This is a genomic window from Phormidesmis priestleyi BC1401, from assembly GCF_001650195.1.
GTDB classification, from domain to species: domain Bacteria; phylum Cyanobacteriota; class Cyanobacteriia; order Leptolyngbyales; family Leptolyngbyaceae; genus Phormidesmis_A; species Phormidesmis_A priestleyi_B.
In genome coordinates this window covers 1-934 of sequence record NZ_LXYR01000171.1, presented here as the reverse complement: position 1 = coordinate 934, position 934 = coordinate 1, and the positions used below count along the sequence as shown (strand labels likewise).

1 protein-coding gene is annotated in these 934 nt (G+C 52.8%); it reads left to right on the top strand.

Annotated features, from left to right (window positions below):
• The coding region (locus A8707_RS26260) for an alpha/beta hydrolase (protein WP_156518912.1) at window positions 1-920 on the top strand (920 nt) is incomplete at its 5' end.
• Between the last annotated feature and the right edge of the window lie 14 nt (window positions 921-934).

The following is a 934-nucleotide window of genomic DNA, read 5'->3' as shown; positions in this document are numbered from 1 at the left end:
AACAGACAGGCTCCTCAAGCTTAAGCTCTCAAATTGAGACGTATCACAGCTTCGTGTTGGGTCGAGATCGAACCTATGGGATCGTGCTCCCACCCGGATATGAGCAACAGCCCCAAGCTCGGTATCCGGTGGTATTCCTGCTGCACGGAGGGCATGGCGACTCGACGACTTGGTTTGTCAAAGGCAAAGCACTGGAGGTGATTGAGACCCTGTATCGTCGTCGGAAGTTGCCGCCGTCGATCATCATCACGCCCGATGGCAACGACAATCGGAACTCGAGTGGACTTTGGGACCCAGAATATGTCAACGGGCAGTATGGAAATATCGTCAGTGTGATCGGAGATGAGTTAGTCCAGCAGGTGAAGGCGCACTATCATACCCGCAGCGATCCGAGATTTTGGGCGATTGGAGGGTTATCGTCAGGTGGATGGGGAGCGATCAATGTGGGACTGCACCACCCGGAGCACTTCAAGACCCTGTTTAGTCATAGCGGCTACTTTGTGCATCCAAGCGGCAGGGAGAATAGCCCGATCGAGTTTATCAAAACGCTTTCCCCTGGGATGCGTCACTCGTTCGCCATCTATCTGGATGCAGGTGAAGGAGAAGGGGATCGCCGATATCTGGCGCAATCCCAAGCGTTTCATCAAGTGCTAAATCAGCTTGAAGTAGAAAACGAGTTCAACCACTTTCCAGGGGGGCATAGTGCAAAGCGGCAACGAGTGCGAGGGTTTTGGCGGAGAACCTATCGCCAAATCATCACCTTATTCACTGATGGAGACGCGAAAGAGTCGAATGTGGGCTGGCTTTATTGGCACAAGCATCTTGCGGACTCGTTGAGCTATGTCGGAGAACGATTTCGAGCCGCAGAATCGCATCGAATCATTTCTAAGCAAGAAGCGGATCGCGAGCGTTCCCGCTGAGTTTGACCCAAAAG